This is a genomic window from Streptomyces sp. NPDC052040, assembly GCF_044548405.1.
GTDB lineage: Bacteria > Actinomycetota > Actinomycetes > Streptomycetales > Streptomycetaceae > Streptomyces.
Genome location: NZ_JBIUBV010000001.1, coordinates 244,273 through 271,064, shown reverse-complemented (window position 1 = coordinate 271,064; position 26,792 = coordinate 244,273). Strand labels below are relative to the sequence as shown.

Sequence of the window (26,792 nt, the reverse complement as noted above, 5' to 3'; positions counted from 1 at the left end):
CCCTCACGCACCACCGCACCCCGAGGCCCCCACACGCGCATGGCGCGGCATGGGGGCCTCGGGCTGTCGTGCCCCCCCGGCGGGGCGGAACCAATCCTCCTCCCTTGGTCCTCGGTCCAGGGGCGGAGGAGGATGGAACCGGGGGCCGATGGCGTCGTTCCGGGGCGTCGCTAGCGTGGGAAGCGGTTCAGGGACTCAGGGGGAAGGAGGCCGACCCATGGCAGTCGAACTCAATCACACGATCGTCGCAGCGCATGACAAGAAGGCGTCCGCGCGGTTTCTCGCGGATCTGCTGGGTTTGGAGGTGGCGCCGGAGTACGGGCCGTTCGTGCCGGTGCAGATTCCGAACGGTGTGACGCTGGACTTCATGGACAGTGCCGAATCGATCGATCCGCAGCACTATGCGTTCCTCGTCTCGGAGGACGACTTCGACACGATCTTCGGGCGTATCCAGGAGGCGGGCCTGCGGTACTGGGCGGATCCGCATCACGAGCACCCGGACGAGATCAACCGCAGGGACGGTGGGCGCGGGGCGTATTTCGACGATCCGAACGGCCACAGGCTGGAGATCCTGACCCGGCCGTACGGGAGCGGAGGAGACTGACTCCGGGGTCGTAGACCCTCCGTGAGCAGGTGATTTCGTTTGGTGAACGGGCTCTGCGCCAGTGATCGGACACTGGCGCGGGGCCCGTTCTCCGTGTGCGCGGCCGCGGGGTTTCCGCGGGGCCGTGAACCAGTGAGTCGCCTGTGAAGGGGATGTGGGGGAGTTGTCAGATCTGGGTCACATGCATAGCGGGTGCCGCCACGCCTGAGGTTTTCTCATGCATGTATCTCCAACCCCCCACAGTTCTTGGAGACTTCATGTGCTGCGCTTTCCACGACCCTTGTCCCATGGGCTTGTTGACGAGCTGTATGCGGCAGTGAGCTGACGGCGGCGCGCCCTCGGATTGGCGTGCGCAATGCCCTCCCGGCAAAGGGAAGTTCCTCCTGGCCGTGGGGTTCTGTCTGTGCGCCCTCTGCACTGTTTGCGGAATGGCAAGTTTTTAAAAACCCGGCCTTTCCCCTACTGACATGCGCGCGTCATCTGTGCCACTCTCTCTCCACCGCCGCAGGAGCAAGAACCCTTAACAAGCCGTCCGGTTCGGCCCCACACCGACCGGGCGCTCCCCCCACAAAAGGAGCTCGTGTGACCTCCCGCTACACACGTCACCAGCGCACCACCCTGGCCGCCGCCACCGCTGTCGCCGCGGCCGCAGCACTGCTGAGCACCTCGCTCGCCAGCACGGCCACGGCCCAGCCCGCCGCCGGTGTCCGTCCGGCCGCCGCCCCGGCCGCGCTGTCCGCCGGGGCCCGCACGGGTCTGCTCCGGACCGCGCAGGCCCAGGTCGCCGAGACCGCGCGGCACATAGGCCTCGGCGCCGAGGAGAAGCTGGTCGTCAAGGACGTCGTCAAGGACGCGAACGGCACCGTCCACACCCGCTACGAGCGCACCTACGCGGGCCTGCCGGTGCTCGGCGGCGACCTGGTCGTCCACACCTCGGGCGCGGGCAAGACCGTGGGCGTGACCAGAGCGACGTCGGCGAAGCTGAACCTCGCCTCGCTCAAGCCGCAGATCGCCGCGGCCACGGCGCAGAAGCAGGCGCTGGGCCTGGCCAAGGCGGCCGGTTCGGCGAAGACCACCGCGGACCGCGCTCCGCGCAAGGTCATCTGGGCGGCGAACGGCAAGCCCGTCCTCGCCTACGAGACGGTCGTCGGCGGTCTCCAGGACGACGGCACCCCGAACCAGCTGCATGTGATCACCGACGCCGCCACCGGCAAGAAGATCTTCCAGTACCAGGGCATCGAGACCGGCGTCGGCAACTCCCAGTACAGCGGCAAGGTCGACCTGACGAGCACCAAGTCCGGCTCGGACTACAACCTGACCGACGCCTCCCGCGGCGGCCACAAGACCTACAACCTGGACCACGGCACCACCGGGACCGGCACCCTGTTCTCCCAGTCCAGCGACACCTGGGGCGACGGCACCCCCGCCAGCGCGGGGACGGCCGCCGCCGACGCCGCCTACGGCGCCCAGGAGACCTGGGACTTCTACAAGAACACCTTCGGCCGCAGCGGCATCAAGAACGACGGTGTCGGCGCCTACTCCCGCGTCCACTACGGCAAGGCGTACCAGAACGCGTTCTGGGACGACAGCTGCTTCTGCATGACCTACGGCGACGGAACCGGCGACAAGGACCCGCTGACCTCGCTGGACGTGGCGGGCCACGAGATGAGCCACGGTGTCACCTCCAACACCGCGGGCCTGGAGTACACCGGCGAGTCGGGCGGCCTGAACGAGGCCACCAGCGACATCTTCGGCACCGGCGTGGAGTTCTACGCCAAGAACGCCGCCGACCCCGGTGACTACCTCATCGGCGAGAAGATCAACCTCAACGGCGACGGCAAGCCGCTGCGCTACATGGACAAGCCCAGCAAGGACGGCGGCTCCGCCGACTACTGGTCCTCCAGCGTGGGCGGGCTGGACGTGCACTACTCGTCCGGTGTCGCCAACCACTTCTTCTATCTGCTGTCGGAGGGCAGCGGCGCGAAGACCATCGACGGAGTCAGCTACGACTCCCCCACCAAGGACGGCTCCAAGGTCACCGGCATCGGCCGGGACAAGGCGCTCCAGGTCTGGTACAAGGCGCTGACCACGTACTTCACCTCGACGACCGACTACAAGGCGGCCCGCACGGCGACGCTCTCGGCGGCCTCCGACCTGTACGGGGCCTCCAGCGACGAGTACAAGGCGGTCGCCGCGGCCTGGACCGCGGTCGGCGTCGGCTGATCCCGCACGCGAAGCGGGTGGCGTCCGGGCCGTAGTCCCCGGTGCCACTCCCCGCCCCGACTCCAGGCCGGCCCGGCCCTCCCCGGCCGGCCTGGTGTTCGCGGTCCGCGGCCCGGCACGGGGGAGTCCGTGCCGGGCCGCGGTCCGTAAACCGCTTGAGTCCCTTCCGTGCCGTGCGGTACTCCTGGCTGGTGATACGCGGTAGGAGGATCGGGCTGCGGGCCCGGCACGAGACGGATGTCCCGGTGCTGCACCGGGAGTTGCACGAGGACGTGGTGTCCCGGTCGCGCACCGACCCCCGACCCTGGCAGCCGATTCCCGCCGAGGGCGGCGACTCCCCCTACGCGGTGGGCGAGCCCTCGGAGCGGGTGGCGGTCTTTTCGGTGGTGGAGCTGGAGTCGCAGACGCTGGCCGGGGCGGCGGTCCTGTGGGGCATCGACGCGCACAACAGGGCGGCGCACCTGGGGGTTTCCGTACTGCCGTCGTTCCGCGGCCGCGGGTTCGGGTCGGAGATCGTCCAGGTGCTGTGCACCTACGGGTTCTCGGTGCGCGGGATGCAGCGGCTCCAGGTGGAGACGCTGGCCGACAACGCCCCGATGATCGCGGCGGCGAGGAGCGCGGGTTTCACCGTCGAGGGCACGCTGCGGCGCGCGGCCTGGGTGTGCGGTGCCTTCCACGACGAGGTCGTCCTCGGTCTCCTCGCCGACGAGTGGACCTCCCGGGAGGCGGGAGACGGCCTCCGGTGAGCGGACGTCAGGGGAGGACCGCGAAGCCGTCGAGTTCCACGAGGGCCTCCTCGTCCCAGAGGCGCACGGCGCCCACGACGGCCATCGCGGGATAGGTGCGGCCCGCCAGCTTCTGCCAGATCCGGCCCAGTTCGGGGGCATGGGTGCGGTAGTCGGCGACATCGGTGGCGTAGACCGTGACCCGGGCCAGGTCGGCGGGGGTGCCCCCGGCCGCGTCCAGGGCCCCGAGCAGATTGGCGAGCGCCCGCTCGAACTGCTCGGGGAGGGTGCTGCCGACGACCTTGCCGTCCGTGTCGAGGGCGGTCTGACCGGCCAGGAACACCACCCGGGAGCCCGCGGCGACCACCGCGTGGGCGAAGCCCTTCGGGGGGGACAGCTCGGGCGGGTTCACCCGGGTGAGCACGGGCGGATCGGGGCGCTCTGCGGTCACGGTGCCTCCACGGTGGCGTACAACTCCTTGGCGATGATGCCGCGTTGCACCTCGCTGGCACCCTCGTAGATCCGGGGCGCGCGCACCTCGCGGTAGAGGTGTTCCAGCAGATGGCCGCGGCGCAGGGCGCGGGCGCCGTGCAGCTGGACGGCCGCGTCGACGACGTACTGCGCGGTCTCGGTGGCCAGCAGCTTGGCCATCGCGGCCCGCCGGGGGACGTCCGGGGCGCCTTCGTCGTAGGCCGTCGCCGCCGCGTAGACCATGAGGCGGGCGGCCTCGGTGCGCAGGGCCATCTCGGCGACCTGGTGCGCGACGGCCTGGAGGTCCTTCAGCTTGCCGCCGAAGGCGTCCCGCCCGGCCGTATGGGCGAGGGCCGCGTCCAGGGCCGCCTGTGCCATACCGACCGCGAAGGCGCCGACGCTGGGCCGGAAGAGGTTGAGGGTGCCCATGGCGACGCGGAAGCCGCGGTCCGGTTCTCCGAGGACGTCGTCGGTGGTCACCGGGACGGCGTCGAAGGCGAGGGCGCCGATGGGATGCGGGGAGAGCATGTCGAGCGGGGAGCCGGTCAGGCCGGGGCGGTCGGCGGGGACGAGGAAGGCGGTCACCCCGCGGGCGCCCGCGCCGGGGGTGGTGCGGGCGAAGACGGTGTAGAAGTCGGCCTCGGGGGCGTTGGAGATCCAGCACTTCTCGCCCGAGAGCCGCCAGCCGCGGGCGCCGTCGCGTTCGGCGCGCACCGGGCCCCCGCCGTCCCCCTCCCCCGCGAGCGGCGACGGGTCGGCGCGCAGGGCCAGTGCCGCGGCGTCCGAGCCCGCGTCCGGCTCGGTCAGCGCGAAGGCGGCCACCGCGGTACCGGCGCGTACGCCGGGGAGCCAGCGGGCGCGCTGGGCCTCGGTGCCGTGCGCGTGCACCGGATGGCCGCCGAGGCCTTGCAGGGCGAGGGCCGTCTCCGCCTCGGTGCAGATCTGGGCGAGCGACTCCCGCATCAGGCACAGCTCCAGCGCGCCCGCGGCGAACAGCCGGTCCAGCAGGCCCAGTCGGCCGAGTTCCGCGACGAGTTCGCGGTTGACGCGGCCCGGCTCGCCCTTCTCGGCGAGCGGGCGCAGCCGCTGCCCGGCCAGGGTGCGCAGCTCCGCGCGCCGGGCGGTCTGTGCCGGATCGAGCGAGAATGCGGTCATTGCCGGTCCTCTCCCTGCTGGCTCCCTGCTGGCGAACCGGGGCGGGTGGGCTGCCCACCCGAGCGTATCGCGGACCGTTGACTGTCGTCACCAACACGATACGCTCGATGCGCGAGCCCACCACGACGAGGGGGCGAGACGCCATGGAAGCCATGGACCCGAGAGCCGCCACCGGCGCCACGGACCGCGCCGACGGCACCGCACCGCTCGACGACGCCCCGGCGCCGCCCCGCACCGGCACCCCCGCAACCGCCCCGCCGCACGCCCCCACCGCCCATCGGGACACCTTCGCCCGGGACCACCTCCCGCCCCCGGAGCAGTGGCCCAAACTCCTCTTCGACCTGCCCGAGCTGCGGTACCCCGGACGGCTCAACGCGGCCGTCGAGCTGCTGTCCGGCACCGCCCCCGAGCGCCCGGCCTTCCGCACGGGGACCGGCGAGGTGTGGACGTACGGTGAGCTGCGGGCCAGGGTCGACCGCATCGCGCACAGCCTGACCGGCCGCCTCGGCGTCGTCCCGGGCAACCGCGTCCTGCTGCGCGGGCCCACCACCCCCTGGCTCGTCGCCTGCTGGCTCGCGGTGCTCAAGGCGGGCGCGATCGCCGTGACCGTGCTCGCCCAGCAGCGGCCGCACGAGCTGCGCACCCTCTGTTCGATCGCCCGGGTCGGGCACGCCCTGTGCGACGCCCGCTCCGTCGGGGACCTGGTGAAGGCCGGGGTGCCCGGACTGCGCGTCACGCCCTACGGCGGCGACTCCCCCGAGGACCTGCTGCGCCTGCCCGCGCCCGAGGAGCCGTACCCGGCGGTGGACACCGCGGCCGACGACGTGGCGCTGATCGCCTTCACCTCGGGCACCACCGGCCGTCCCAAGGGATGCATGCACTTCCACCGCGATCTGCTCGCCGTCGCGGACACCTTCTCCCGGCAGGTGCTGCGGCCCCGCCCCGACGACGTCTTCGCGGGCAGCCCGCCGCTCGGCTTCACCTTCGGGCTCGGCGGGCTGGTCGTCTTCCCGCTGCGGGCGGGCGCGAGCGCCCTGCTGCTCGAACAGGCGGGCCCCCGGCAGCTGTTGCCCGCGATCGCCGAGCACCGGGTGTCCGTGCTGTTCACGGCGCCGACCGCGTACCGGACGATGCTGGAGGAGCTGGGCGCGGACGGGACGGGCGGCGGCCCGGCCATCGGCTCGCTGCGGCGGTGCGTGTCGGCCGGGGAGAACCTGCCCGCCGCGACCTGGCGGGCCTGGCGGGAGCGGACCGGGCTGCGGATCATCAACGGCATCGGCGCGACCGAGCTGCTGCACATCTTCATCTCCGCCGCCGACGACGCGATACGCCCGGGCACCACGGGAGTTCCGGTGCCCGGCTGGCAGGCGCGGATACAGGACGCGAGCGGCGCTCCCGTGCCCGACGGGGAACCCGGGCTGCTCGCGGTGCGGGGTCCGGTCGGCTGCCGCTATCTCTCCGACCCCCGGCAGCGGGAGTACGTACGGGACGGCTGGAACATCACCGGCGACACCTATGTCCGGGACCCCGACGGCTACTTCCGCTATGTGGCCCGCGCCGACGACATGATCATCTCGGCGGGGTACAACATCGCCGGACCGGAGGTCGAGGACGCGCTGCTGCGCCACCCCGACGTGGTCGAGACGGCGGTGGTCGGCCGTCCGGACGAGGCGCGCGGGCAGGTGGTGGTGGCGTACACGGTCCTCAGACCGGGCGCGGCCCGCGACCCGGAGGCGCTGCGCGCCTTCCTCACCTCGGAGCTGGCGCCGTACAAGTGCCCGCGCGAGTTCGTCTTCGCGGACGCGCTCCCCCGCACGGCGACGGGCAAGCTCCAGCGCTTCCGGCTGCGGTCGGACCCGCGCCCGGCACCCCCACGTGGTGATCATGGGTGACGGCGACGTTCTAGAGTGAACGGCGTGTCCGATCAGCACGCTCCCCGGTCCCTCATCGTCACGTTCTACGGCGCCTACGGCCGTTTCGCCCCCGGTCCGGTGCCGGTGGCCGAGCTGATCAGACTGCTCGCCGCGGTCGGTGTGGACGCGCCCTCGGTGCGCTCGGCGGTGTCCCGGCTGAAGCGGCGCGGACTGCTGGTCCCGGCGCGCACGGCCACCGGCGCCGCCGGGTACTCGCTGTCCCCGGACGCCCTGCAACTGCTCGGCGACGGCGACCGGCGGGTGTACGCGACGGCGCCGCCGCGGGACGAGGGCTGGGTGCTCGCGGTGTTCTCGGTGCCCGAGTCGGAACGGCAGAAGCGGCATCTGCTGCGCTCCCGGCTGGCCGGACTGGGCTTCGGCAGCGCCGCCCCCGGGGTGTGGATCGCCCCGGCCCGGCTGTACGAGGAGACCCGGCACACCCTCCAGCGGCTGCACCTCGACGGCTATGTGGACCTCTTCCGCGGGGAGCACCTCGGTTTCGCGCCGACCCGGCGGGCGGTGGGACGCTGGTGGGACCTGGCCGCGATCGCCGGGCAGCACCGGGCGTTCCTCGACCGCCACGCGGAGGTGCTGCGCTCCTGGGAGGCGCGCGGGGACACCCCGCCCGAGGACGCCTACCGGGACTATCTGCTCGCCCTGGACTCCTGGCGCCATCTGCCCTACGTCGACCCGGGGCTGCCCGCCGAACTGCTCCCCGGCGACTGGCCGGGCACCCGTTCCGCCGCGGTCTTCCGCGCCCTGCACGAACGGCTGCGGGACACGGGGGCCCGCTTCGCGGGACTGCGCCCCGGGGACGGCCCTTGCGACGACGACTTCCTCAACTGCTGAAGGTGAGGCGGGGTTTGGGCCCGTCCGTGCGGCCGGTGCGCGGACGGCGGCTGCCGGCCCGGTAGGGCGCGGGCCACTCGACGCCCGGCCCCTCGTAGCCCTGCTCGGCCGCCGCGTGCAGCGTCCAGTGCGGGTCGTACAGATGCGGCCGGGCCAGGGCGCACAGATCGGTGCGCCCGGCCAGGATCAGTGAGTTGACGTCGTCCCAGGAGGAGATCGCGCCCACCGCGATCACCGGGATGCCCGTGTCGTTCCGGATCCGGTCGGCGTAGGGCGTCTGGTAGGAGCGGCCGAACTCCGGCTGCTCCTCGGCCACCACCTGTCCGGTCGACACATCGATCGCGTCGGCGCCGTGCGCGGCGAAGGCGCGGGCGATCTCCACCGCCTCCTCGGCCGTGGTGCCGCCCTCGGCCCAGTCGGTCGCGGAGATCCGTACCGTCATGGGCCGTTCCTCTGGCCACACCGCCCGGACGGCGTCGAAGACCTCCAGCGGGAAGCGGAGCCGCCGGGCGAGGGTGCCGCCGTAGGCGTCGGTGCGCCGGTTGGTCAGGGGCGAGAGGAAGCCCGAGAGCAGATAGCCGTGGGCGCAGTGCAGTTCGAGCAGGTCGAAGCCGCTGCGGGCGGCGCGCCAGGCGGAGGAGGCGAACTGTTCGCGGATGTCGGTGAGTTGGGCGCGGGTCAGCTCGCGGGGGGTCTGGTTCCGGGGCTTGTAGGGGATCGGGGAGGCGGCCACCGGGCGCCAGTTGCCCTCCGGCAGCGGCTCGTCCATGCCCTCCCACATCAGCCGGGTGGAGCCCTTGCGGCCGCTGTGTCCGAGCTGCACTCCGATGGCGGTGCCCGGGGCCCGGGTGTGCACGAAGTCGGTGATCCGGCGCCATGCCTCGGCCTGGCGGCCTGTGTAGAGCCCGGTGCAGCCGGGGGTGATGCGCCCCTCGGCGCTCACGCACACCATCTCCGTCATGACCAGCCCGGCCCCGCCGAGCGCCCGGGCGCCCAGATGGACGAGGTGGAAGTCGCCCGGGACGCCGTCCACGGCCGAGTACATGTCCATCGGCGAGACCACCACCCGGTTGCGCAGGGTCAGTCCGCGCATCCGGAAGGGGGTGAACATGGGCGGGGTGCCCGGCGGGCAGCCGAACTCGCGCTCCACCTGCTCGGTGAAGGCGGCGTCGCGCAGCCGCAGATTGTCATGGGTGACCCGGCGGCTGCGGGTGAGCAGGTTGAACGCGAACTGCCGGGCGGGCTGGTCGAGATAGAGCCGCAGGTTCTCGAACCACTCCAGGCTGGCCCGGGCCGCGCGCTGGGTGGAGGCGACGACCGGGCGCCGCTCCTCCTCGTAGGCGACGAGGGCGTCCCCCAGCGCGGGGTGCTCCTCCAGACAGGCGGCCAGCGCGAGCGCGTCCTCCACGGCGAGTTTGGTGCCGGAGCCGATCGAGAAGTGGGCGGTGTGCGCGGCGTCGCCGAGGAGCACCAGATTGCCGTGCGACCAGCGCTCGTTGACCACGGTACGGAAGGTGGTCCAGGTGGAGTTGTTGGAGCGCAGGGGGCGGCCGCCGAGGGCGTCCGCGAAGATCTTGGCGCAGCGCTCGACCGACTCGGCCGGGTCCAGTTCGGCGAATCCGGCCGCCCGCCACACCTCGTCGCGCATCTCCACGATGACGGTGGAGGCTCCCGCGTCGGACGCCTGGGACGATCCGGTCGCGGGGCGGGAGTAGGGGTAGCCGTGCAGTTGCATCACGCCGTGCTCGGTCTCGGCGATCTCGAAGCGGAAGGCGTCGAAGGCGAAGTCGGCGGCGAGCCAGATGTAGCGGCAGCGGTGCTCCTCGACGGACGGCCCGAAGACGTCGGCGCAGGCCTCCCGGGTGGTGCTGTGCACGCCGTCGGCCGCGACCACCAGGTCGTAGGCCTCGGTGAGCCGGGCCGGGTGCGGGGCCGTTGTCCGGAAGCGCAGCTCCACGCCGAGGGAGCGGCAGCGCTCGTGCAGGATCTGGAGCAGCCGCCGTCGGCCGAGTGCGGCGAAGCCGTGGCCGCCGGAGGTGTGGCGCACTCCCCGGTGCACGATGTCGATGTCGTCCCAGCGGACGAACTCGTCCTTCAGGGCCGCGTGCACCACGGGGTCGGCGTGCTCGATGCCGCCGAGGGTCTCGTCGGAGAGGACGACCCCGAAGCCGAAGGTGTCGTCGGGGGCGTTGCGCTCCCAGACGGTGACCTCCCGGGCCGGGTCGAGGCGCTTGAGCAGGGCGGCGGCGTACAGCCCGCCGGGTCCGCCGCCGACGACGGCGACGCGCAGGGGCCGGGATGCCGCTTCCATGGCTACCTCCCCTGCCATTTGGGGGGCCGCTTCTCGGTGAAGGCGGCGTGGAACTCGGCGTAGTCCTCGCCGTTCATCAGCAGGGCCTGGGTGGAGGCGTCGAGTTCGACGGAGGCGGCGAGCGGCATGTCCAGCTCGGCGGTGAGGAGCGCCTTGGTCTGGGCGTGCGCCAGTGCGGGGCCGTCGGCGAGGCGGCGGGCGAGCGCCTGGGCGGCCTCGTCGGCGTGGCCCTCCTCGGTCAGCTCGCTGATCAGTCCGATCCGTTCGGCCTCGGGGGCGCGGACCGGCTCGCCCAGCATGAGGAGCCGGGTGGCATGGCCGAGTCCGACGACCCTGGGCAGCAGATAGGCGGCGCCCATGTCGCCGCCGGACAGCCCGACCCGGGTGAAGAGGAACGCGAAGCGGGCGGAGGGGTCCGCCACCCGGAAGTCCGCGGCCAGGGCGAGGACCGCGCCCGCGCCCGCGGCCACCCCGTGCACGGCGGCGATCACCGGGAACGGGCATTCCCGTACGGCCCGGACGACCTGGCCGGTCATGCGGTTGAAGTCGAGGAGCTGGGCGGTGTCCATGGCGAGGGTGGCGCCGATGATCTCGTCGACGTCGCCGCCCGAGCAGAAGCCGCGTCCCTCGCCGGCCAGGACGAGGGCGCGCACGGACCGCTCCCTGGACAGCTGGGCGAGGAGATCGCGCAGGTCGGCGTAGGCGCCGAAGGTGAGCGCGTTGAGCTTCTCGGGGCGGGCCAGGGTGACCGTGGCGACGCCGTCGGCCTCGGTGTACCCGATGTGGCGCCACTCGGCGGTGCGGGCGGCGGAGCCGGTGAAGGGGCTCATGACGTGCGGCCTCCTCGGTCGGGGGGGGGCGGCTGTCTGCACTACTGGCTCTCCGGGGGAGAGTGCTGCTCTGTGATGAAGTTATCACTGATCCGTGACTGTCGTCACGAGTGCGCGATAGGTCATCATGGGCGACCCCGCGCCGGGGGCTCGGCCGTGGCAGTCACCGGGCTCGTCACACCTCGTCGACAGCCCGGTAACGAGGGGCACCCGCGGGCGCGGCGGCCCGTCATCCGGGGTAGTCGTGCCCCCGCCGGGGGCCGAGACCCCGGGCGATGCCCCGCGGCCGTCCGTCGCGGGGCGCGCCGTACCATGCATGCTCGTGTCGACAGCAGGACCGCCTGCGCCCTGAAGGATCCGCCGTGTACGAACACCCCGCCCCCGCCTCCTGGCGCGTCGCGCTGCCGCACACCGCCGCGGCCGTGCCGGTCGCCCGCGCACTCGTCCGTACGGCGCTGGCGGAGCTGGAGCACACGGCGGACAGCGACACCGCGGAGCTGCTGACCGCGGAGCTGGTCGCGAACGCGGTGGAGCACGCGGCGGGCGAGGGGCCGATCGAGCTGGTCGTGGAGCTGATGCCGGGCGGCTGCACGGTGGAGGTGCACGACCCCGACCCGGCGCCGCCCGGCGATCTGACCCGGCCCGCCGCGGGGCACACGGATCCCTGGCAGGAGCACGGGCGCGGTCTGCTGCTGATCCGCACCCTCAGCTCGTCCTGCGGTCACCGCCCCACCGCGTCCGGCAAGGCGGTGTGGTTCAGACTGTCTGCCGTTCCGCGGCAGCGTCCTCCTCGCTGACGGAGGCGGTCACGAGCCGGGAGCGGCGACGCCCGTAGAGCGCGTAGACCAGGGCGCCGACGACCAGGAAGACCGCGAACTGCACCCAGGTCTTCGCGCCCGTCTCGTACATCAGATAGAGGCAGAAGACGACGCCGAGCACCGGCATCACGGGGTAGAGCGGCACCCGGAAGGAGCGGTCGAGGCCGGGCTCGCGGCGGCGCAGGGTGATCACCGCGACATTGACCACGGCCATGGTGGCGAGGGTGCCGATGGTGCAGAGGTTGACCACCGCGTCCAGCGAGGAGAAGGCGGCCGGGACGGCGAAGACGACCGCCACGATCAGGGTGCCGGTGACCGGGGTCGAGGTCTTGGGCGAGACCCGTTCGAAGACGCGCGGGACGAGGCCGTCGCGGGACATCGACATCAGGATGCGGGTCTGGCCGTACATCACGGCGAGCACGACGGACGCGATGGCGACGACCGCGCCGAAGGCGATCACACCCCCGCCGATGGTGGAGCCGGTGACCTGGTTGACGACGTAGGACAGCGCGGCGGGGCGGCCGCCCACCGCGGGGCCGCCGATGGCGCCGATCGCGGCGAGCGCGACCGCGCAGTACAGCACCGTGACCAGGCCGATGCAGACCAGGATCGCGACGGGGATGTTCCGGCGGGGGTTCTTGGCCTCCTCGCCGGCGGTGGTGATCGCGTCGAAGCCGATGTACGAGAAGAACGCGGCCGTGGTGCCCGCGCCGATGCCGCCGAGTCCGGCGGGCGAGAACGGGGTGAGGTTGCCGTCCTTGAAGGCGGTGAAGCCGATGGCGCAGAAGGCGACGAGGATGGCCAGCTTGAGGACGGCCATGGCGGCGGTGGCCCGGGCGCTCTCGCGGACACCGCGCACCAGGAGTACGGAGGCCAGGGCGATGACGATCACGGCGGGCAGGTTGATCACCCCGCCGTCGCCGGGCCCGGCGGAGAGCACCGCGGGCAGCTGCCAGCCGGTGAGGCTGGAGAGCAGCTCGTTCACATACTGGCTCCAGCCGACCGCCACGGCCGACACGGAGACGCCGTACTCGAGGAGCAGGCACCAGCCGACGAGGAAGGCCGTGCCCTCACCGAGGCCCGCGTAGGCGAAGGAGTACGAGGACCCGGAGACCGGGATGGCGCCGCCCAGCTCGGCGAAGGCGAAGGCGGTGAAGACGCAGGTGAGGGCGGCGAGCACAAAGGAGACCACCACCGCGGGACCGGCCTGGGCGACCGAGTCGGACAGTCCGACGAAGATGCCGGTGCCGACGATCGCTCCGACGCCGAAGCAGACGAGCTGGAACAGTCCCATATGGCGCTTGAGGCCATGGCCCGCGAGATCGGCGCCGGCCTCGGCGACGAGCTGCTGGGGCGATTTGATACGGAAGCGGTTGGCAGGGCTGCCGGGCATGAGGGCGGTGCTCTTTTCCGTGGTGCGGGACGACCCGGGGATGTTCCCCCCGCCCGGCGGGCCGAGGCGTGCCGGACGTGCGGGGAGGGTCGCGCGAGAGGCCGCGGAATGGGTGGTTCCGAGGCCGTCGAGGATCGTACGGGAAGGCGCCGGGTTCCGCTGTGGCGGCCGGCACGCCGGTCAGGCGAGGGTGGCGACCAGAATGGCCTTGATCGTGTGCATCCGGTTCTCCGCCTCGTCGAAGACCAGGGAGTGCGCCGACTCGAAGACCTCGTCGGTGACCTCCAGCTCGGTCAGACCGTGGAGCCGGTGGATCTCGCGGGCCACCTCGGTGCCGAGGTCGTGGTAGGCGGGCAGGCAGTGCAGGAAGCGCACCTGGTCGTTGCCGGCGGCGCGCAGGACGTCCATGGTGACGGCGTAGGGACGGAGCAGCGTGATGCGCTCGTCCCAGACCTCCTTGGGCTCGCCCATCGACACCCAGACGTCGGTGGCGACGAAGTCGGCGCCGCGCACGCCGTCCTGCACGTCCTCGGTCAGCGTGATCCGGGCGCCGGAGGCGGCGGCCAGCCGCCGGGCCGCCGCGACGACCTCCTCCTCGGGCCACAGCGGGCGGGGGGCGACGATACGGACGTCCATGCCGAGCAGGGCGCCGGTGACGAGATAGGAGTTGCCCATGTTGGAGCGGGCGTCGCCGAGGTAGGCGTAGGCGATGTCCGTCAGCGGCCGGGCGCAGTGCTCGGTCATGGTGAGCACATCGGCGAGCATCTGGGTGGGGTGCCACTCGTCGGTGAGGCCGTTGTAGACCGGGACCCCGGCGTGCGCGGCCAGCTCCTCCACCACCTGCTGCCCGTGCCCGCGATACTCGATGGCGTCGAACATCCGGCCGAGCACCCGGGCGCTGTCCTTGACGGACTCCTTGTGCCCGATCTGGGATCCGGCCGGGTCGAGATACGTGGTGTGGGCGCCCTGGTCGGCGGCGGCGACCTCGAAGGCGCAGCGGGTGCGGGTCGAGGTCTTCTCGAAGATCAGGGCGATGTTCCGGCCGGTCAGATGGCGTGTCTCGGTCCCGGCCCGCTTGGCGGCCTTCAGCTCGGCCGCCAGCTCGACCAGGAAGCGGAACTCCTCGGGGGTGAAGTCCAGCTCCTTGAGGAAGTGGCGTCCGGCGAGGGCGGTCGGGACAGTCGCCATGGGGGCGCTCCAGGGGTACGTGCGAGGGGCAGGGCGAACAGAGGGACGAATGGAAGTGTATACGATACCCCACATTTATATACGGGCCCGCCCTTCCGCCCCGGTCCCGGGACGCCACGCCCCTCCACCGGACAGCTTCCCTCAGATGCGGTCCCTCTCCACCGGGCAGCTCATACAGCGGGGGCCACCGCGGCCCCGGCCCAGCTCGCTGCCCGGGATCTCGATCACCTCGATGCCCTGTTTGCGCAGATGGGTGTTGGTGGTGGAGTTGCGCTCATAGGCGATGACGACACCCGGCTCGACGGCGAGGACATTGCATCCGTCGTCCCACTGCTCCCGCTCGGCCGCGTGCACGTCCTGGGTGGCGGTGAGCACCCGGATCTCGCTCAGCCCCAGCGAGGCGGCGATCGCCCGGTGCATGTGCTCCGGCGGGTGGTCGGTGACCTTCAGCTCCTTGTCGCCTGCGCCCGGCTCGATGGTGTACGAGCGGAGCATGCCGAGGCCCGCGTACTGGGTGAAGGTATCCGCGTCCACCATGCTCATCACGGTGTCGAGGTGCATCAGGGCGCGCCGCTTGGGGAGGTCGAGCGCGACGATGGAGCGTGCCGAGCCCGCGGCGAAGAGCTTGGTGGCGAGCATCTCCACGGCCTGGGGCGTGGTCCGCTCGCTCATCCCGATCAGCACCGCGCCGTTGCCGATGACCAGGACGTCACCGCCCTCGATGGTGGAGGGGTAGTCCGCCTGCCCCCGCGACCAGACATGGAAGTCCTCGTCGCGGAAGAGCGGATGGTGCCGGTAGATCGCCTCGAAGTGGATGGTCTCGCGCTGCCGGGCGGGCCAGCGCATGGCGTTGATGGACACACCGTCGTAGATCCAGGCGGAGGTGTCGCGGGTGAAGAGGTGGTTGGGGAGGGGGCGGAGCAGGAAGTCGTCGAGATCCATGACATGGAACCGCACGGAGGTCGGCTCCGGGTGGACCTCCAGGAACTCCCGCTTGGTCATGCCGCCGACGAGGGCCTCGGCCAGTTCCGCGGCGGGCAGGGCCTCGAAGGCGGCGCGCAGATGGTCGGTGGCGAGCGGCCCGTACTCCTTCTCGTCGAAGACCCGGTCCAGGACGAGGGTCCTGGCCGCCGGGAACTCCAGGACCTCGGTGAGCAGGTCGCCGAAGAGATGGACCTCGACCCCGCGGTCGCGCAGCACATCGGCGAAACCGTCGTGCTCGGCGCGGGCCCGGCGCACCCAGAGCACATCGTCGAAGAGGAGCGCGTCCTTGTTGCTGGGCGTGAGCCGTTTCAGTTCGAGATCCGGCCGGTGGAGTATCACCCGGCGCAGCTTCCCGGCCTCGGAGTCGACATGGAATCCCATGCCTCCATCCTGACCATTCGGGCGCGTGTTCACCCTTCGTTCCCCCAGAACCGCGCCGTTTCCCTGCGCCGGGGGCTCCCGAGCCCCTTCACCGAAGACCACGAGCCGATTTCGTCCCCTTGACGATAAGACGCGTCCACGCTTATCGTCTGCATGACGAGAAACGAGGTCCGTCCGACGACGGGCCTACGGATCACACGGATCACACGGCTGACCGCGGGCCCCGGCCCGTGGACGACTCGGGGCACCAGGAGCCCTGAACGAGGGGGCTCACACATGGCCGACATCACCCGCCGCTTCGGCTGGCGTCATCTCCGCGGGGCGCCGAACGTCCACATCCGGCACCACCGGGCGGGCCGACTGGTCCACGACGGACCCGGGCTCAGCTTCTGGTACCGCTCACTGACCGCGGCGCTGTCCGAGATACCGGTGGAGGACCGCGAGCTGGCGATGACCTTCCGCGCCCGCACCGCCGACTTCCAGGACATCGCGGTGCAGGCGACGGTCACCTTCCGGATCAGCGACCCGGCCGTCGCCGCGGAGCGCCTGGACTTCTCCATCGACCCGGACACCGGTGTCTGGCGGGGCGCGCCGCTGGAGCAGCTCTCCACACTCCTGACGGAGACGGCCCAGCAGCACGCGCTGGACGTGCTGGCCCGCACACCGCTCTCGGAGGCCCTCGTCGACGGTGTCGCCGCGGTACGGGAGAGGGTCGCGGCCGGACTCGCCGCCGAACCCCGGCTGCCCGCGACCGGTATCGAGGTCGTCGCGGTCCGGGTGATGGCGCTGCGCCCGGAACCCGAGGTGGAGCGGGCGCTGCGCACCCCGGCGCGGGAGCGCATCCAGCAGGACGCCGACCGGGCGACCTACGAGCGCCGCGCCGTGGCCGTCGAACGGGAACGCGCCATCGCCGAGAACGAACTGGCCAGCAAGATCGAACTGGCCCGGCGCGAGGAGCAGTTGGTCGAACAGCACGGTACGAACGCGCGGCGCGAGGCGGAGGAGCAGGCAGCGGCGGACGCGGTCCGCGCCCAGGCGGAGGCCGCGCGGACGGTGCAACTGGCCGACGCCGAGGCCCGGCGCACCGAGCGGCTCGCCGAGGCGGAGGCCGCCCGGTCCGTACGGCTCGCCCGCGCGGAGGCCGAGGGCGCCCGCGCGGTCGGTGAGGCGCGGGCCCAGGCGCAGGCGGCCTGGCTGCGGGTGCACGCGGACGTGGACATCGCCACACTGCACGCGCTGACGGGCACCCGGCTGGCCGAGAACCTGCCGCGCATCGACAGTGTGACCGTGTCGCCGGACGTGCTCACCGGGCTGCTGTCCCGGCTGGGCGGACCCTCGGGAGAGCGGGCGTGAGCCTCGCGCCCCGGGCGGTGCTGGTGCATCGCGCCACCGAGTACGAGGAGTTGGTGGCGCGGCACGGCACCCATGGGCAGGCCGCGTTCTTCCTGGAGTCCCGGGGGCGGTCCCTCGACGAGGTGGCGGCCCGGCACCGGCGGGCGCAGCAGGCGCTGGCCGAGGTGGCGGCCGCGGTACCGCTGACCTGGCGTCAGGCCCGGGTGGAGCGGGGCGATCTGGACCGCTTCCTGTTCGCGCCCGAGGACGTGGTCGTGGTGGTCGGACAGGACGGGCTGGTGGCGAACACCGCCAAATACCTGGCGGGCCAGCCCGTGGTGGGCATCGACACCGAACCCGGGCGCAATCCGGGGGTGCTGGTACGGCACCGGGCGCGGGACGCGGCCACCCTGCTGGCGGCCGCCCTCACCCGCGACGGCGGCATCGACGAACTCACCATGGTCGAGGCCGTCGCCGACGACACCCAGCGGCTCGTCGCGCTCAACGAGATCTATCTGGGCGCCTCCGGCCACCAGACCGCCCGCTACCGCCTGGGTCTCGACGACGACAGGGGTGCCGTCGAGGCCCAGGCCTCCTCCGGAGTACTGGTGGGCACGGGCACCGGCGCCACCGGCTGGCTGCGCTCGGTGTGGCAGGAACGCGGCAGCACCCTCGTGCTGCCGGGTCCCGCGGAACCGCGTCTGCTGTGGTTCGTCCGCGAGGCCTGGCCGTCCCCCACCACCGGCACCTCCCTGGTGTCGGGCGAACTCCCGGCCTCCGCCAGGCTCCGCATCACCGTGGAATCCGACCGGCTGACCGCCTTCGGGGACGGCATGGAGAGCGACGCCCTGGAACTGACCTGGGGACAGACGGTACGGGTGGGGGTGTGCGGGGAGCGGCTGCGGCTGGTGGGGTGAGGGGCGGGCCTCCGGCCAGGGGGACGGGGGCCGCACGGGGCCGGTGGAACGGGGGCGGGGGTGTCCGGGGCGCGGGGGCGTGATGGGTGGGGCGGAAGCGTCCGGGACGCAGGGCCATGACGGCCGGAGCGGGGGCGTCCGGGGCACAAGGCCATGACGGGCGGGGCGGGGACGCCGGGGGCACAGAGCCGCGACGGGCGGTGCGGGAGCACCCGCGACACAAGGCCATGACGGCCGGAGCGGGGGCGCCCGCGGCACGGGGCCGTGACGGCCGGGGCACGGCCGCCCAGGACGCACGGCCGCGGCGGCCCTCCGGGACTGGAGGGCCGCCGCGGTGGTCGTCAGAGGCGAGGGTCCACCGGCTCCGACTCCAGTGCCAGGACCCCGAACACCGCCTCGTGGACCCGCCACAGTGGCTCGCCCTCCGCGAGCCGGTCCAGGGCCTCCAGGCCGAGGGCGTACTCGCGCAGCGCGAGGGAGCGCTTGTGGTTCAGGAAGCGGCCGCGCAGCCGGGCCAGGTTCTCCGGGCGCGTGTACTCGGGGCCGTAGATGATCCGCAGGTACTCCCGGCCGCGGCACTTGATGCCCGGCTGCACCAGACGGCCCTCCGCGCTGCGCACCACCGCCTGGACCGGCTTGACGACCATGCCCTCACCGCCGCGCCCGGTCATCTCCAGCCACCAGTCGATGCCCGCCCGGACCGACTCGGGGTCGCCGGTGTCGACGTGGAGCCGACGGGTCGTGGCGAGCAGACCGCTTCCGTCGTGCTCGACCAGCCGGTCGATCAGCGCCAGTTGTTCGTCGTGCGGCAGCGCCGCGAGGCTGCGGCCCTGGACCGCCAGCAGCTGGAAGGGGGCCAGCCGGACGCCCCGCAGGCCCTCGGTGGGCCAGCAGTAGCGGCGGTAGGCCGCCGTGAACGCCGACGCGTCCGCCGCCCGGGCCTGCTGGCGCGCCAGCAGATCCCCCACCTCCACGCCCCGTCCCGCCGCGGCCTCCAGTGCGGCCAGCGCGCCCGGGAACACCGCCCCGGACACCGCGCCCACCGCCGCGTACTGCGAACGCAGCAGCCCGGAGGCCTTGAGCGACCACGGCATCAACTCGGCGTCCAGCAGCAGCCAGTCCGTCTCCAGCTCCTCCCACAGACCCGCCGCACCGGCCGCCGCGCGCAGCCGGCCGAGGATCTCCTCGGTGACCGCGCCGTCGTCGAAGAAGGGGCGTCCGGTGCGGGTGTACAGCGCTCCGGTGGGTCCCTCACCACCGTCGGACGCGCCGCCGGACGCGTCGCCGGTCCCGAAGCGCTTCCGTGCCGTTGCGGCGTCCCGGCAGACCAGCGCCACCGCCCGCGAGCCCATGTGCTTCTCCTCGCACACGACGCGCGCCACCCCGTCCTCCCGGTACTGCGCGAACGCCTCGGCCGGGTGTTCGAGATAGCCCTCGACGCGGCTGGTCGCGGTCGGCGCCATGGTGGGCGGCAGATACGGCAGCAGCCGCGGGTCCACCGCGAAGCGGGTCATGACCTCCAGCGCCGCCGCAGCGTTCTCCTCGCGGACCGCGACCCGGCCCGCGTACTGCGTCTCCACGGCCCGGCGGCCCTGCACATCGCAGAGGTCCAGCGGCCGTCCGTCCTGGCCGCCGGGCGCCTCGCTGCGCAGCGGCCGGACCGGCTCGTACCAGACCTGCTCCGCCGGTACGTCGACCAGCTGCCGTTCCGGCCAGCGCAGCGCGGTGAGCTTGCCGCCGAAGACCACACCGGTGTCCAGGCAGATCGTGCTGTTCAGCCAGGTGGCCTCGGGGACCGGGGTGTGCCCGTAGACCACGGCCGCCCGGCCCCGGTAGTCCTCCGCCCAGGGGTAGCGCACGGGCAGGCCGAACTCGTCGGTCTCCCCCGTGGTGTCGCCGTACAGCGCATGCGAGCGGACCCGGCCCGAGGTGCGGCCGTGGTACTTCTCCGGCAGCCCCGCGTGGCACACCACCAGCCGTCCGCCATCGAGGACGTAGTGGCTGACCAGACCCTCGATGAACTCCCCCACCGCCCGGCGGAACTCCTCGCTCTCGCCCTGAAGCTGTGCGACGGTCTCGGCCAGGCCGTGGGTGTGCTGGACATTGCGGCCGCGCAGATGGCGGCCGAGCTTGTTCTCGTGGTTGCCCGGAACGCACAGCGCGTTGCCGGACGCCACCATCGACATCACCCGGCGCAGCACACCCGGGCTGTCCGGGCCCCGGTCGACCAGGTCGCCGACGAAGACCGCGGTCCGGCCCTCCGGGTGCACACCGTCGGCGTACCCCAACGCCACGAGCAGGGCCTCCAGTTCGGCGGAGCAGCCGTGGATGTCACCGATGATGTCGAAGGGACCGGTGAGATGGGCCAGGTCGTTGAAGCGCTTCTCGGTGACGACCGTGGCGCCCTCCACCTCCGCCACGCCCCGCAGGACATGCACCTTACGGAAGCCCTCGCGCTCCAACTGGCGCAGGGAACGGCGCAGTTCGCGGATGTGGCGTCGGATGACCCGGCGGGGCATGTCCGCCCGGTCGGTGCGGGCCGCGTTGCGCTCGGCGCACACCTCCTCCGGAATGTCGAGCACGATCGCGACGGGCAGTACGTCGTGCTCCCGGGCCAGTGCGATCAGCTGGCGGCGGCCGTCCTCCTGCACATTGGTGGCGTCGACCACCGTGCGGCGGCCTGCCGCGAGGCGCTTGCCCGCGATGTAGTGCAGGACGTCGAAGGCGTCACGGCTCGCGCTCTGGTCGTTCTCGTCGTCGGCCACCAGCCCGCGGCAGAAGTCCGAGGAGATCACCTCGGTCGGCTTGAAGTGCCGCCGGGCGAACGTGGACTTGCCCGAACCGGAGGCACCGACCAGGACCACCAGGGAGAGGTCGGTCACGGGCAGGGCGCGCCCCTCGGGGCGGTCACCCGTCGGGGTGGCGTGGGTGCCGGTCATGCGGCCTTCTCCTCCTTCTTGGTGGGTTCCTTCGCGGCGGGTTCCTTCGGGGCCGGTTCCTTCGGGGTGAGCGTGAACTCGGCCATCTGGGTGGGCGGGCCCACCTCGGGGTCCTCGGGACCCACGGGCAGGAACCGGACGCCGTAGCCGTGCCGTCCGGCCACCTTCTCCGCCCAGGCCCGGAACTCCTCGCGGGTCCACTCGAAGCGGTGGTCGCTGTGGCGGACATACCCGGCGGGCAGGCTCTCCCAGCGGACGTTGTACTCGGCGTTCGGGGTCGTCACCAGCACCGTCCGCGGACGGGCGGCGCCGAACACGGCGTACTCCACGGCGGGCAGCCGCGGCGGGTCGACATGTTCGACGACCTCGCTCAGTACGGCGGCGTCGTAGCCCTTCAGCCGCCGGTCGGTGTACGCGAGCGAACCCTGGACGAGCCGCACCCGCGAGGCCTGCCGCTCCCCCATGCGGTCCAGCTTCAGCCGCCGGGCGGCGATGGCGAGCGCCCGCACCGACACATCCATGCCCACGATCTCCGTGAACCGCACGTCCTTCAGCAGCGCCTGCACCAACTGGCCCTGCCCGCAGCCCAGGTCGAGGACCCGGGCCGCCCCCGCCCCGTGCAGCGCGGCGACGATCGCGTCCCGGCGCTGCGCCGCGAGCGGGGTCGGCCGCTCCTCCGTCTCGGTCTCGGCCCCGACCGCGTTGTCGATGTCCTCGACCGCGCTGTCGTCGCTCTCCGCGAGCCGCACCAGCTCCAGCTTCTCCAGCGCCTGGCGGGTCAGCGACCAGCGGCGCGAGAGATAGCGGCTGGTGATGAGCTTCTGCTCGGGATGGCCGGACAGCCAGCCCTCGCCAGCCCGCAGCAGCTTGTCCACCTCGTCGTCCGAGACCCAGTAGTGCTTGGCGTCGTCGAGGACGGGAAGCAGGACATACAGATGACGCAGGGCCTCGGCGAGCGTCAGCGTCTCCGACTCCACCGTCAGGCGTACACAGCGGGAGTCGCCCCACTCCGGGAACTCGGTGTCCAGCGCCACCGGTTCGACGGTGACCGCCCAGCCGAGCGGCGCGAACAGGCGCCGTACGAGTCCGGGGCCGCCCCGGGCGGGCAGCGCGGGTATCTCGATGCGCAGCGGCAGCGGCTGCCCGACGCGCTCGGGCAGGGTCGTGCACACGCCCCGTATCGCGCTGGAGAACACGGCGCTCAGCGCCACCGCGAGCAGGGAGGAGGCGGCGTACGGGCGGTCGTTGACGTACTGGGACAGGGCTGCATCGGGTGCTCCGCCCCGGCCCTTGCCCTTGCCGCGCCGGACCAGTGCCACCGGGTCGACCTCCAGCAGCAGCGCCGCGGTGCAGCGTTGGGCATCGGCCTCGGGGTAGAGGACGTGCGCGGTGCCGTAGGAGGTCGAGAACGCCTGCGCCTTTCCGGGATGCTTGTGCAGCAGGAAGCCCAGATCGGTCGCCGGCCGCTCGGACGTGCCGGTGGTACTGATCGTCAGGAACATGCACCGAGTCTTCCGGCACCCAAGCCTCTTGACCACCAGTTTTCGGGGGCGCGAGCGCCTGTCTCTCCGTCCCGCTCCGCCCTGTCCCGCAGATGCGCCGACCGTTCCGGGCCGGGTTTCCCCCGGCCCGGAACCGCGGCACCGGCCGGGCTACCTCAGCTGGGTCTGGACCTGGGAGGAGATCAGTTCCAGGTGGTCCAGGTCGTCGAGGTCGAGGATCTGGAGGTAGATACGGCGGGAGCCGATCTCCTGGTACCGGCCGATCTTCTCGACGACCTCGGCGGGGGTGCCCGCCAGGCCGTTGGCCTTCAGCTCGTCGACCTCACGGCCGATGGCGGCGGCACGGCGGGCCACCTCCTGGTCGTCCTTGCCGACACAAGCCACCAGCGCGTTCGAGTACGTCAGCGCGTCCGCGCCGCGTCCGGCCTCCTCGGCGGCCGCCCGGACCCGTCCGAACTGGCGCTCGCTGTCCTCGATCGACGCGAACGGGATGTTGAACTCGTCGGCGAACTGCGCGGCCAGCCGCGGGGTGCGGATCGCGCCGTGACCGCCGATGAGCACCGGGACCTTGGGCTGGGCGGGCTTCGGCAGCGCGGGTGATTCGGTCAGGTCGTAGTACGTCCCGTGGAAGCTGAAGCTCTTGCCCACCTCCGTCGCCCACAGTCCGGTGACGATCGCCAGCTGCTCCTCCAGGCGGGCGAACTTCTCCTTCGGGAACGGAATGCCGTACGCCTTGTGCTCCTCCTCGAACCAGCCCGCGCCCAGGCCCAGTTCCACCCGGCCGCCGGACATCTGGTCGATCTGGGCGACCTGGATGGCGAGGACGCCCGGGAGGCGGAAGGTGGCGGCGGTCATCAGCGTGCCCAGGCGGATGCGCTTGGTCTCACGGGCCAGTCCCGCGAGCGTGATCCAGGCGTCGGTGGGGCCGGGCAGGCCGTCCACGGAGCCCATCTTGAGATAGTGGTCGGAACGGAAGAACGCGTCGAAGCCAAGGTCCTCGGTGGCCTTGGCCACGGTGAGGAGGGTGTCGTAGGTCGCCCCCTGCTGGGGCTCGGTGAAAATGCGGAGATCCATGCCTCCATCCTGCACGCTCGGACGCCGGGCGGCCCCGGTGCTCCCGCCGGTCCCCCGCGGACCCGGTCGGGTGAAAATCCGCGCGGCCGCCGACGCGGCCGTGGGCCCGGGCGCCGGGCCGAAGCGGGCGGAGGGCGCGTTCAGCCCGCCGTCCGGTACCGCTCGCGTATCTCGCCGTCCCGGGCGGCCAGTCTGCGCAGCATCTCTCTGACCCGGTCCCTGGATTCGTCCGCCGCGTCTATCGCCTCCATGCACTGCCAGTAGGTGCCCTCGTCGCCCGCCGCGCTCGCGACCGCGACCAGGGCCATGCCGAGTTCCGCGAGGAGGGTGCCGAGGTCCAGGAGGGCCCTGCGCGCATCGCCGAGTTCGGTGAGCTGAGCCGCCCGCAGTTCCGTCACGTCGATGGAGGGTGTGTCCAGGACACCGCAGCCCCGGCCCGCCAGCTCCGTCAACCCCAGTGCCTCGCCGCGCAGTTCGGGCGGCCCCGACACCGCGAGCCGACTGCCGATCGCCTGCGCCAGGGCGTAGGCCTGCCACGCCTCCGCCATGATCCTCGGTCCCTCTTCGCTCCCCGACAGGGCGCGCCTGCTCGCCACGATGAGCCGCACTGCATCCATGCGCTGCCCCCGCTCTGTCTCGACGCGCTTCCACGCGTCTGGCCCGCACTCCGTTGCCACTACCCAGAGTGAATGCTGACGGGCCGAAAAGCCAGAGCTGGACCGAAATCTGTGGACAACCTGCGGGATCGGGACAACTTCATAACTCCGGAGAGTGACAACGAGGTGATCGCCGAGGGTCGGGACGGAGACACAGGGAGGCCCGGAGCCGGTCAGTCGGAGCCCGGTGCCGGGAACCTCTTCTCGTTGCGGTCGATCTTCGCGTCGAGTGCCGCCAGTGCGTCGACGCCGAGCACCTCGCACAGTTGGAGCAGATACGCGAGCACATCGGCGACCTCGTCCGTCACCCGGTGGGCCGTCCCGGGATCGTCCATCACCCGGGCGGACTGCTCCGGCGTCAGCCACTGGAAGATCTCCAGCAGTTCGGACGCCTCGACGCTGAGGGCGGCCGCCAGGTTCTTGGGGGTGTGGTAGGGCTCCCAGTCCCGCGCGGCGGCGAAGTCGGCCAGGCGGCGCTGCAATCGCGGCACATCGAGAGCTTCAGGATCGGGATTCTCTGGTACGGGACCGGGTTCTGGTGTCACGGGCTCAGGTCTACCACCGTCACCCCGTCCCTCTCCGCCGCCCCCGGCGCCCCGCTCACCGCACCCACCAGCCGGATATGGCCGCGTGCGCACATCCGCGCCGCCAGCCGCAGGAGTTCCCGTGCCTGCCGGGGGTCCAGGCACCGGTCCAGTCCGTCCGCCAGCACCGTGAGGTTCTGCATCGCCGCGGGCACCTCGCCCGCCGGGTCGACGTCGAGCACACCCGGACCGGTGAGGAGCACCAGGGCCAGGGCCGTGTAGCGCAGTTCGCCGTCGCCCAGGAGTTCCAGGGGCGTCCGGCTGCCGTCGCCCCGGTCGAGCAGGGCCCTGACCCGGCCGTCGCCGAGCGGCTCGGCGAGCAGGTCCACGACCCGTCCCGCGCAACCGGCCCCGACCGCCGCCGCCAGCAGGGCGTGCCGCCGGGCGCACTCGGCCCGGGTGCGCCACAGGACGTCGGCGAGGTTGTCGCAGCCCGGGAGCAGCCGCCCGGCGGCCGTAGCGACGGGGGTGCGCATCCGGTCGGGGCGCGGGTCGCAGACGAAGACCGAGCGCAGGGCCACGACCATCTGCTCGGCCGCGGCCAGCACCCTGCGCTGGCCGTCCGTCGTGCCCGCGACGCGCAGCGGCAGCAGGGCGGTGCCGAGCCGGTCGTCCGGGAGCGGCCCCCGGGTGACCGGTGCCGAACCGGCCGTGTGCCAGGCCGCCTGGACCACCGTCCGGCCCGGATCACGCAGGGCCGTCTCCAGCAGGACCAGTCCACCGGAGGTCAACCGCTCGCCGACGATGCGCAGTTCGGGCTCGGCCTGTACGGCGAGGTCCAGCCGGACGGGCCCTTCGGGTCCGTCGGCCGTGCAGCCGATACGGAAACCGCGGCGCCGCTGGGCGTCGGGCCGCGCCTGCTCGGGCACACAGGCCGACGGGTGCGGGAACGCCTCCTCAAGACCGGCGCCGCCGCCGAGCCGGGCCAGCGCCTCGTAGGCCTGGAGCGCCCGGGATTTCCCGGAGCCGCTGGGCCCGGTGAAGAGCGTGAGCGGACCGAGCCCGAAAGCGGCCCCCCGGTGCCCGGCGAACGCGGACAGCCGCAGTTCGGTGAGGCGGGGGCGGTTCGGGCTGGGTTCTGCGCTGCCGACCCGGTCCGGGAGCGGATCGGTGCCCCCGGTCAGGTCCGGCACGAACAGCACTGGCGAGGCGGTCATGACCGGGACCGTAGGGTCCCGCACCCCGGGCGAACCGTTCCGCCCTCCGGCTCTTCCTACGATCGGGCGACGAGGGCGGCGGCACATCGACGCGGCACGTCGACACGGCACGTCAACGGGGTGCGTCAACGGTTCCGTCCACCTGGCGTACGCCGTCGGGCCGGGGCCGTAAGCGGCCCCCGCCCTCAGACGCCCGGGACCTCCGCGCCCTCGATCAGACCCCGCACCTCGGTTCCGGCCGGGGTCAGCAGGAAGACATTGCGGTCGACCCGGTGCATCCCGCTGGCGAGGCCGAAGACCACACCGGTACTGAAGTCGAGCACCCGCTTGGCGACCTCGGTCTCGGCGCCCGTGAGGTCGAGCAGTACGGGGATCCCCGCCATCAGGGTCTCGGCGACATCGCGGGCGTCCGCGAACACATTGACCCGCAGCACGACGAAGCGGCGGCGCGTCTCGGTCGGCGCCTCGGGCGCTATGGACCGGTGGTCGACGGCTGACGGCCAGGCGTCCCGGCCACGCAACGGAACGACCTGAGCGAGCCCTTCCCACTGTTCGTCGGTGACATCGTGGCTGTTCACCGGCCCTCCCCGCTGGCTCGCACTCATCGTCTGCACCGGGCAATTCTTACGCATGGTCACCCGTTCGGCCCAACAGCGACACGGATCACGGCCCGAGTGATGTCGGCGCGATGGCGCGTATGCCACCAGTCGGCACACCTCCGTACAGGTAGTTCTTACTGCCCTCACACCGGACTCTTCACGTCCGGGAGGTCGGCGTTCATCCGGT

General features: G+C 72.5%; 22 protein-coding genes. 8 read left to right on the top strand and 14 right to left on the bottom strand.

What is annotated here, in order from left to right; translation table 11 throughout:
- Positions 1-217 precede the first annotated feature (217 nt).
- The 3 genes from ACIHAA_RS01140 (at position 218) to ACIHAA_RS01130 (ending at position 3,573) form a co-directional block, all read left to right on the top strand.
- Positions 218-604: a VOC family protein gene (locus tag ACIHAA_RS01140; RefSeq protein ID WP_399811361.1), complete on the top strand. Its 387-nt coding sequence runs from the start codon at positions 218-220 to the stop codon at positions 602-604.
- 582 nt (positions 605-1,186) lie between these two features.
- Positions 1,187-2,827, top strand: coding sequence for a M4 family metallopeptidase (locus ACIHAA_RS01135; protein ID WP_399811358.1), 1,641 nt, complete (start codon positions 1,187-1,189; stop codon positions 2,825-2,827).
- A 155-nt stretch (positions 2,828-2,982) separates the two neighbouring features.
- Positions 2,983-3,573: a GNAT family N-acetyltransferase gene (locus ACIHAA_RS01130; RefSeq protein WP_399811356.1), complete on the top strand. Its 591-nt coding sequence runs from the start codon at positions 2,983-2,985 to the stop codon at positions 3,571-3,573.
- A gap of 7 nt (positions 3,574-3,580) precedes the next feature.
- Here ACIHAA_RS01130 and ACIHAA_RS01125 read toward each other — a convergent pair whose 3' ends face one another.
- Both ACIHAA_RS01125 and ACIHAA_RS01120 read right to left on the bottom strand, forming a co-directional pair.
- Positions 3,581-4,003, bottom strand: a complete 423-nt coding sequence (locus ACIHAA_RS01125) for a RidA family protein (protein ID WP_399811354.1) — start codon at positions 4,001-4,003, stop codon at positions 3,581-3,583.
- Positions 4,000-5,178, bottom strand: a complete 1,179-nt coding sequence (locus tag ACIHAA_RS01120) for an acyl-CoA dehydrogenase family protein (RefSeq protein WP_399811351.1) — start codon at positions 5,176-5,178, stop codon at positions 4,000-4,002. Before ACIHAA_RS01120 ends, ACIHAA_RS01125 begins: the two co-directional genes overlap by 4 nt.
- A gap of 107 nt (positions 5,179-5,285) precedes the next feature.
- On the opposite strand from ACIHAA_RS01120, the gene ACIHAA_RS01115 reads away from it, so the two are divergent.
- Positions 5,286-7,070, top strand: a complete 1,785-nt coding sequence (locus ACIHAA_RS01115) for an AMP-binding protein (protein ID WP_399811348.1) — start codon at positions 5,286-5,288, stop codon at positions 7,068-7,070.
- A 15-nt stretch (positions 7,071-7,085) separates the two neighbouring features.
- Positions 7,086-7,940: a PaaX family transcriptional regulator C-terminal domain-containing protein gene (locus ACIHAA_RS01110; protein WP_399811345.1), complete on the top strand. Its 855-nt coding sequence runs from the start codon at positions 7,086-7,088 to the stop codon at positions 7,938-7,940.
- Here ACIHAA_RS01110 and ACIHAA_RS01105 read toward each other — a convergent pair.
- Positions 7,930-10,251: a bifunctional salicylyl-CoA 5-hydroxylase/oxidoreductase gene (locus ACIHAA_RS01105; protein ID WP_399811342.1), complete on the bottom strand. Its 2,322-nt coding sequence runs from the start codon at positions 10,249-10,251 to the stop codon at positions 7,930-7,932. The genes ACIHAA_RS01110 and ACIHAA_RS01105 overlap by 11 nt on opposite strands.
- Positions 10,252-10,253: 2 nt before the next feature.
- Entirely contained in the window at positions 10,254-11,081 is an 828-nt protein-coding gene (locus tag ACIHAA_RS01100; protein ID WP_399811339.1) for an enoyl-CoA hydratase family protein, read from the bottom strand.
- 362 nt (positions 11,082-11,443) lie between these two features.
- On the opposite strand from ACIHAA_RS01100, the gene ACIHAA_RS01095 reads away from it, so the two are divergent.
- On the top strand, positions 11,444-11,878 hold the full coding sequence (locus tag ACIHAA_RS01095; protein ID WP_399811336.1) for an ATP-binding protein: 435 nt from the start codon (positions 11,444-11,446) through the stop codon (positions 11,876-11,878).
- Here ACIHAA_RS01095 and ACIHAA_RS01090 read toward each other — a convergent pair.
- The 3 genes from ACIHAA_RS01090 to ACIHAA_RS01080 form a co-directional block, all read right to left on the bottom strand.
- On the bottom strand, positions 11,838-13,292 hold the full coding sequence (locus ACIHAA_RS01090) for an amino acid permease (protein ID WP_399811334.1): 1,455 nt from the start codon (positions 13,290-13,292) through the stop codon (positions 11,838-11,840). The two genes, ACIHAA_RS01095 and ACIHAA_RS01090, sit on opposite strands and share 41 nt — an antisense overlap.
- A gap of 180 nt (positions 13,293-13,472) precedes the next feature.
- On the bottom strand, positions 13,473-14,480 hold the full coding sequence (gene argF / locus ACIHAA_RS01085) for an ornithine carbamoyltransferase (protein WP_399811331.1): 1,008 nt from the start codon (positions 14,478-14,480) through the stop codon (positions 13,473-13,475).
- 141 nt (positions 14,481-14,621) lie between these two features.
- Positions 14,622-15,845: an arginine deiminase gene (locus ACIHAA_RS01080; RefSeq protein WP_399811329.1), complete on the bottom strand. Its 1,224-nt coding sequence runs from the start codon at positions 15,843-15,845 to the stop codon at positions 14,622-14,624.
- 276 nt (positions 15,846-16,121) lie between these two features.
- Between ACIHAA_RS01080 and ACIHAA_RS01075 the strand changes: the two genes are divergently transcribed.
- Entirely contained in the window at positions 16,122-17,198 is a 1,077-nt protein-coding gene (locus ACIHAA_RS01075) for an SPFH domain-containing protein (RefSeq protein ID WP_399811326.1), read from the top strand.
- Positions 17,195-18,094 carry a hypothetical protein gene (locus ACIHAA_RS01070; protein ID WP_399811324.1) on the top strand — a complete coding sequence of 300 codons (900 nt, stop codon included), beginning with the start codon at positions 17,195-17,197 and terminating at the stop codon, positions 18,092-18,094. Before ACIHAA_RS01075 ends, ACIHAA_RS01070 begins: the two co-directional genes overlap by 4 nt.
- Before the next feature lie 341 nt (positions 18,095-18,435).
- On the opposite strand, the gene ACIHAA_RS01065 is transcribed toward ACIHAA_RS01070, so the two are convergent.
- The 7 genes from ACIHAA_RS01065 to ACIHAA_RS01035 form a co-directional block, all read right to left on the bottom strand.
- A complete protein-coding gene (locus ACIHAA_RS01065; protein ID WP_399811321.1) occupies positions 18,436-21,033 on the bottom strand; it encodes a polynucleotide kinase-phosphatase in 2,598 nt (865 codons plus the stop codon).
- The gene (locus ACIHAA_RS01060) at positions 21,030-22,535 is read right to left on the bottom strand and encodes a 3' terminal RNA ribose 2'-O-methyltransferase Hen1 (RefSeq protein WP_399811318.1); all 1,506 of its coding nucleotides are present in this window, start codon (positions 22,533-22,535) and stop codon (positions 21,030-21,032) included. The genes ACIHAA_RS01065 and ACIHAA_RS01060 overlap by 4 nt, the downstream gene beginning before the upstream one ends.
- A gap of 150 nt (positions 22,536-22,685) precedes the next feature.
- Positions 22,686-23,609, bottom strand: coding sequence for an LLM class F420-dependent oxidoreductase (locus ACIHAA_RS01055; RefSeq protein WP_399811315.1), 924 nt, complete (start codon positions 23,607-23,609; stop codon positions 22,686-22,688).
- Positions 23,610-23,749: 140 nt separating this feature from the next.
- The gene (locus ACIHAA_RS01050; protein ID WP_399811311.1) at positions 23,750-24,226 is read right to left on the bottom strand and encodes a DUF6099 family protein; all 477 of its coding nucleotides are present in this window, start codon (positions 24,224-24,226) and stop codon (positions 23,750-23,752) included.
- A gap of 212 nt (positions 24,227-24,438) precedes the next feature.
- A complete protein-coding gene (locus ACIHAA_RS01045; protein WP_399811308.1) occupies positions 24,439-24,756 on the bottom strand; it encodes a nucleotide pyrophosphohydrolase in 318 nt (105 codons plus the stop codon).
- Positions 24,757-24,806: 50 nt separating this feature from the next.
- Complete coding sequence (locus ACIHAA_RS01040; protein WP_399811305.1) at positions 24,807-26,006, bottom strand: ATP-binding protein; 1,200 nt, start codon at positions 26,004-26,006, stop codon at positions 24,807-24,809.
- Positions 26,007-26,191: 185 nt separating this feature from the next.
- Complete coding sequence (locus tag ACIHAA_RS01035) at positions 26,192-26,611, bottom strand: cell division protein SepF (RefSeq protein WP_399813670.1); 420 nt, start codon at positions 26,609-26,611, stop codon at positions 26,192-26,194.
- Positions 26,612-26,792: the final 181 nt, after the last annotated feature.

What these genes read in the sequence shown, in the direction of transcription:
- ACIHAA_RS01140 (WP_399811361.1), top strand. Translation starts at nt 218, where the DNA reads ATGGCAGTCGAACTCAATCACACGATCGTCGCAGCGCATGACAAGAAG.
- ACIHAA_RS01120 (WP_399811351.1), bottom strand. Translation starts at nt 5,178, where the DNA reads ATGACCGCATTCTCGCTCGATCCGGCACAGACCGCCCGGCGCGCGGAG.
- ACIHAA_RS01115 (WP_399811348.1), top strand. Translation starts at nt 5,286, where the DNA reads ATGCGCGAGCCCACCACGACGAGGGGGCGAGACGCCATGGAAGCCATG.
- ACIHAA_RS01105 (WP_399811342.1), bottom strand. Translation starts at nt 10,251, where the DNA reads ATGGAAGCGGCATCCCGGCCCCTGCGCGTCGCCGTCGTCGGCGGCGGA.
- ACIHAA_RS01100 (WP_399811339.1), bottom strand. Translation starts at nt 11,081, where the DNA reads ATGAGCCCCTTCACCGGCTCCGCCGCCCGCACCGCCGAGTGGCGCCAC.
- ACIHAA_RS01090 (WP_399811334.1), bottom strand. Translation starts at nt 13,292, where the DNA reads ATGCCCGGCAGCCCTGCCAACCGCTTCCGTATCAAATCGCCCCAGCAG.
- argF (WP_399811331.1), bottom strand. Translation starts at nt 14,480, where the DNA reads ATGGCGACTGTCCCGACCGCCCTCGCCGGACGCCACTTCCTCAAGGAG.
- ACIHAA_RS01080 (WP_399811329.1), bottom strand. Translation starts at nt 15,845, where the DNA reads ATGGGATTCCATGTCGACTCCGAGGCCGGGAAGCTGCGCCGGGTGATA.
- ACIHAA_RS01075 (WP_399811326.1), top strand. Translation starts at nt 16,122, where the DNA reads ATGGCCGACATCACCCGCCGCTTCGGCTGGCGTCATCTCCGCGGGGCG.
- ACIHAA_RS01065 (WP_399811321.1), bottom strand. Translation starts at nt 21,033, where the DNA reads ATGACCGGCACCCACGCCACCCCGACGGGTGACCGCCCCGAGGGGCGC.
- ACIHAA_RS01060 (WP_399811318.1), bottom strand. Translation starts at nt 22,535, where the DNA reads ATGTTCCTGACGATCAGTACCACCGGCACGTCCGAGCGGCCGGCGACC.
- ACIHAA_RS01055 (WP_399811315.1), bottom strand. Translation starts at nt 23,609, where the DNA reads ATGGATCTCCGCATTTTCACCGAGCCCCAGCAGGGGGCGACCTACGAC.
- ACIHAA_RS01050 (WP_399811311.1), bottom strand. Translation starts at nt 24,226, where the DNA reads ATGGATGCAGTGCGGCTCATCGTGGCGAGCAGGCGCGCCCTGTCGGGG.
- ACIHAA_RS01040 (WP_399811305.1), bottom strand. Translation starts at nt 26,006, where the DNA reads ATGACCGCCTCGCCAGTGCTGTTCGTGCCGGACCTGACCGGGGGCACC.
- ACIHAA_RS01035 (WP_399813670.1), bottom strand. Translation starts at nt 26,611, where the DNA reads ATGAGTGCGAGCCAGCGGGGAGGGCCGGTGAACAGCCACGATGTCACC.